The sequence below is a fragment of the Bradyrhizobium sp. genome (genome assembly GCF_049691595.1).
Lineage (GTDB): Bacteria > Pseudomonadota > Alphaproteobacteria > Rhizobiales > Xanthobacteraceae > Bradyrhizobium.
The window spans coordinates 1-4,975 of sequence record NZ_JBAVNZ010000603.1; the positions used below are offsets into that span (position 1 = coordinate 1).

Annotated in this window: 6 protein-coding genes; 3 read left to right on the forward strand and 3 right to left on the reverse strand. The window is 63.9% G+C overall.

Annotated elements, in window-relative coordinates:
* From WCE35_RS24130 to WCE35_RS24140, 3 genes are all read right to left on the reverse strand, one after another.
* A partial coding sequence (locus tag WCE35_RS24130) for an acyl-CoA dehydrogenase family protein (RefSeq protein WP_424595823.1) occupies window positions 1-531 on the reverse strand: 531 nt, incomplete at its 3' end.
* 10 nt (window positions 532-541) lie between these two features.
* Window positions 542-1,693 (reverse strand): acyl-CoA dehydrogenase family protein, encoded by a 1,152-nt coding sequence (locus WCE35_RS24135; protein ID WP_424595824.1) that lies wholly within the window; start codon window positions 1,691-1,693, stop codon window positions 542-544.
* 5 nt (window positions 1,694-1,698) lie between these two features.
* Window positions 1,699-2,547, reverse strand: coding sequence for an enoyl-CoA hydratase (locus WCE35_RS24140; protein WP_424595825.1), 849 nt, complete (start codon window positions 2,545-2,547; stop codon window positions 1,699-1,701).
* Between the two features lie 247 nt (window positions 2,548-2,794).
* Between WCE35_RS24140 and WCE35_RS24145 the strand changes: the two genes are divergently transcribed.
* From WCE35_RS24145 to WCE35_RS24155, 3 genes are read left to right on the forward strand one after another with little or no spacing between them, the layout of a single operon-like run.
* Window positions 2,795-3,412, forward strand: a complete 618-nt coding sequence (locus tag WCE35_RS24145; RefSeq protein WP_424595826.1) for a LemA family protein — start codon at window positions 2,795-2,797, stop codon at window positions 3,410-3,412.
* A 22-nt stretch (window positions 3,413-3,434) separates the two neighbouring features.
* Complete coding sequence (locus WCE35_RS24150; protein WP_424595827.1) at window positions 3,435-4,307, forward strand: TPM domain-containing protein; 873 nt, start codon at window positions 3,435-3,437, stop codon at window positions 4,305-4,307.
* Between the two features lie 3 nt (window positions 4,308-4,310).
* Window positions 4,311-4,808, forward strand: coding sequence for a TPM domain-containing protein (locus tag WCE35_RS24155; protein WP_424595828.1), 498 nt, complete (start codon window positions 4,311-4,313; stop codon window positions 4,806-4,808).
* Window positions 4,809-4,975 lie beyond the last annotated feature (167 nt).

Genomic DNA, 4,975 nt, shown 5'->3' on the forward strand with positions numbered 1-4,975 from the left:
GGTGCGCACCAGCGCGAACATGCGGTTGGCATGATGGGCATGGGTGGTCCAGATCTTGGTGCCGTTGACGAGGTAGTCGTCGCCGTCGCGCACCGCCCTGGTCTTCAGCGACGCAAGGTCGGAACCGGCGCCCGGCTCGGAATAGCCCTGGCACCAGTAATCCTCACCTGAAAGAATCCGCGGCAAATAAAAATTCTTCTGCTCCGGCGAGCCGAAGCCGATGATGACGGGGCCGACCATCTTGACGCCCATCACATTGACAGACGGCACGCCGGCGCGGGCGCATTCGGCCTCGAAGATCCAGCGTTGCGCCGGGGTCCAGTCCGGCCCGCCATGTTCCACCGGCCATCCCGGCGCGCCCCAGCCCTTTCGGTGCAGCGATTTCTGCCAGGCGATGCCGATGTCGGGATCGGAGAAGACCGACGGCGTCAGCGCCTGCGCGCGCTTCATTTCGGTCGACAGATTCGCGGCGATGAAGTCGCGCACTTCTTTCTCAAAGGCGCGCTCCTCGGGGCTGAAGGTGAGATCCATGATGCGCTCCTCAGGTGTGACCGGTTGCCCGCCCGCCCAATGCGGCGTGACGGCGATAATGATGGGCGCTGCCGCCGAACAGGGTGTCGAAGGCGAGCAGCCGCTTGAAGCAGGAACCGATCTCGAGCTCTTCGGTGACGCCCATGGCGCCGTGAAGCTGGACCGATTGCTCGGCGACGAAACGCGCGCATTTGCCGATCTTGGCCTTGGCGCCGGAGGCGGCGCGGCCGCGCGCCACCGGCTCGGCATCGGCCATCAGCGCGGCGCGCAGCGCCATCGAACGGGCCTCGTCGCATTGCATCGCCATGTCTGCAAGGCGATGCCGGATCACCTGATTGGCCGACAGCGGTTTTCCGAACTGTTTTCGCATCTTGGTATATTCGAGCGTGGCGTCGAGCAGGGTCTGCATGATGCCGACGGCTTCGGCGCCGAGCGCGGCCATTGCGCGATCGACGACGTATTCGATTCCCGGCAGGGCGTCCTTGCCTTCGCCGAGCAGGGCGTCGGCCGGAAGGCGAACATCTCCAAGGTCGAGATTGCAGGCGCGGCCACCGCCGAGCCGGGAAAAATCCCGCAATGTCAGGCCGGTTGTCGCCGACGGCACCAGAAACAGGCACAGTTTTCCTGGCCTGCCATTGTCACCTGTGACGCGCGCGGAGACGATGATCTGGCCCGCGGCGTTGCCGTCGAGCACGGCGGTCTTGTGGCCGTCGAGCCGCCAACCCTGCGGGGTTCTCGTGGCCGTCGCGGCGACCTTCGCCAGATCGAAGCGCGCCGCGCGTTCCGAATGCGCGAATGCCAGATGGAGCGAGCCGTCGGCGACTTTCGGCAGGATCGCCTGCTTCTGCGCCTCGGTGCCGCATTCGGTGACCAGCGCCGCGCCGATCACCACCGTCGACAGATAAGGCTCGGTGACCAATCCGCGCCCGAACGCTTCCATCAAAATGCCGATCTCGATCGCGCCGCCGCCGAGTCCGCCATAGTCTTCCGGAACCGGCAGCGCCAGCCAGCCGAGATCGGCGAACTGCTTCCAGATATCGGCGCTGAAGCCAAGCGGCTCGCCCGCGATGCGGCGGCGATGATCGACGCCAAAATTTTCCGCCACGAAGCGGTCGGCACTTTCGCGCAGCAGGCGCTGCTCGTCGCTTTGGTTAAGGTCCATCTGATCTACTTGGCTGCGGCCGGTTTCCTGACGGAGGGATGGAGGCCCGCGGGGTCCACCACCATTCCGAATTCCTGCAGATTATGCGCATGGCATAGCTGATGCAGCGCAAATGCCTGCTCGATCGCCGCGGGCTGTCCCATGATATCGACCGAGCGATTGACGGCCTCCTTGGTCAGTTTGAGCGCGAAGGAAGGTTTTGCGGCGATCTTTTGCGCAAGCCGCATCACGAAGGACGAAAGCTCGGATCTTGGCACGACGTGATTGACCATGCCGAGCCGATGCGCTTCCTCCGCGCTCCAGACGTCGGCGGTGAACAGCAGTTCCTTGGCCTTGCGCGGACCGAGTTCCCAGGGATGCACGAACCACTCGACGCCGCAGACGCCCATGGTCACCACCGGATCGCAGAACTCCGCATCGTGGCTTGCGACGATCAGGTCACAGGCCCAGGCCAGCATCAGCCCGCCGGCGATGCATTTGCCGTGCACTTCGGCGATCGTCGGTTTTGCCAGATTGCGCCAGCGCCGGGTGATCTGGAGATAAATCTCCTGCTCGCGCGCGAAGCGGCCATGGGCATTGGGCTCGGCAAAACCGCCCCAGTTTCCGACCGGCGGAAAATCCACGCCGGCCGCGTTCTTGCCGCCGGGGCGCAAATCGTGGCCGGAGGAAAAATGCGGACCTTGGCCGGCGAGAATGATGACCTTGACCGCGTCGTCCTGCACCGCGGAATCGAAGGCGGCGTTGAGATCATAGGTCATCTGCAGGTTTTGCGCGTTGCGCGCCTCCGGGCGGTTCATCACGATCCGCGCGATGGCCGGCTCCGGCCGTTCGACGATGATGGTCTCGAAATTCATGCGCCCTCGCGTTTCCTTATTGTTATCAGGCCATGTTGTTATCCTGGCAAATGATAGGCAAGAGCAATGAAGCGCAAAAGGGCAAGCCGTCATTCCGGGATGGGCCGTTAGGCCCAGACCCGGAATCCCGAGATGATTGGCACAAGATTCCGGGTTCGTCCTTCGGACGCCCCGGAATGACGAAGAAAAGGTTACAGGCCGTGGTATCGTTCTGATACTTTGCCGAAAATCCTGGCGGGAGAAAAAGATGCGCAGATTATGGACCGTGCTGGCGGCGCTCGCGAGTTTGAGCCTGACCAATTGCGGCTACAACGCGATCCAGACCAATGACGAGCAGGTCAAGTCGAGTTGGTCGGAGGTGGTCAACCAGTACCAGCGCCGCGCCGACCTTGTCCCCAACCTCGTCAATTCCGTGAAGGGTTTTGCCCAGCAGGAGAAGGACGTGCTGCTCGGCGTCACCAACGCCCGCGCCAAGGTCGGCAGCATCCAGGCGACGCCAGAGGTGCTGAACGACCCCGCCGCGTTCCAGAAATTCACCGCGGCGCAGGGCGAGCTCTCCAGTGCGCTGTCGAGGCTATTGGTCGTGACCGAAAACTATCCGCAGCTCAAATCCGACGCGCTGTTCAAGGATCTGATGTCGCAGCTCGAAGGCACCGAAAACCGCATCACGGTTTCCCGCAACCGCTACATCAAGTCGGTGCAGGACTATAATGTCGGCATCCGCACCTTCCCGAACAACCTGACCGCAATGGTGTTCGGCTACAGGGAAAAACCGAATTTCTCGGTCGAGAACGAGAAGGAAATCTCGAAGGCGCCGAAGGTCGATTTCAACCCGGCACCGGCACCGGCGGCGCCGGCGAAATAATTCGACAACCCGATTGACCGTGATGAACGCTGCAAGAGCCCTGATTCTTGCGCTGCTGCTGGGATGGGTTTTTCCGACGCTGGCCGACGTCGCGGTGCCGCGGCTGACGGGGCCGGTGGTCGATCAGACCGCAACGCTCTCGGGCGGCGACATCGGGTCGCTGACGCAGACGCTGAAGAGTTTTTCGGCGCGGAAGGGCAGCCAGATCGCGGTTCTGATCGTGCCGACCACCGAGCCGGAAACCATCGAGCAATATTCGATCAGGGTCGCCGAAGCCTGGAAGATCGGGCGCAAGCGGATCGATGACGGCGCGCTCTTGGTCATCGCCAAGAACGACCGCGCCCTTCGCATCGAGGTCGGTTACGGCCTCGAAGGCGCGCTCACCGACGTCGCCTCGAGGCGCATCATCGACGAGGTGATCGTGCCAAGGTTCAGGTCGGGCGATTTTGCAGGCGGCGTTGCCGCCGGGATCGACCGCATGATCCGGGTGATCGACGGCGAGGCGCTACCAGCTCCGCAGCCGCGGCAAGGATCGGGTGCGGCCTCGCCGGAACATTTCGATCTGTTCAATCCTTTCCTCATCATCCCGGTATTGCTGTTCGGCGGTCTGATGCGCAGCATACTGGGACGGCTGGTCGGTTCGGCCGCGACCGGCGGGCTGGTGACGCTGATCGCATGGTATTTGTTCGGCTCCTTCGTCCCGGCCGCGCTGGCCGGCCTGATCGCGTCGATCTTCGTCCTGTTCAGCGACGCCATTTCCTCGCCGGCGGCGGGCCGTCGCGGCGGCGGCTGGTCCGGGGGCACCTGGTCAGGAGGCGGCGGTTCGAGCGACAGCGGCGGGTTCAGCGGCGGCGGTGGTAGTTTCGGCGGCGGCGGCGCGTCGGGGAGGTGGTAGGTGATGGGCGTCAGGCGGATCGGCAGGCACCTTCTCGAACACCGCTGGCGGCTGCGACGTCAGTTTCCGCCACACGTGCTGGCGGCGATCGAGCGGGCGATCAAGGCGGGCGAGGCGATGCATTCCGGCCAGGTGCGCTTTGTCGTCGAAGGCGCGCTCGATGGCGCGCCGCTGTTCCGCGACCAGCCGGCGCGCGAACGCGCGGTGGATTTGTTTTCCCATTTGCGCATCTGGGACACCGCGCACAACAACGGCGTGCTGATCTATCTCCTGCTCGCCGACCGCGACGTCGAGATCGTCGCCGATCGCGGCATCGATGCCAAGGTCGGCGCCGAAGGGTGGGAGAAGATTTGCGTGGAGATGGAGAAAGATTTTCGAGCGGGAAGTTTCCAGAGCGGCGTCATCAAGGGCATCGAGGCGGTGTCGCGGCTGCTGGCGGCGCATTTCCCCGCCCAGGGCGGCGGCCGCAACGAACTGCCGGACGCGCCGGTGGTGATATAGGAAGGGCTTACTCTCTCGGTCGTCATTCCGGGGCGCGCGTAGCGCGAGCCCGGAATCCATACCCCCGATGGTGGCTATGGATTCCGGGCCCGCGCCAAGTGGCGCGTCCCGGAATGACATGCTGATGAATTGTTCCTTCTCAGAAGTCCGTTCCCCGGATGCTGCGC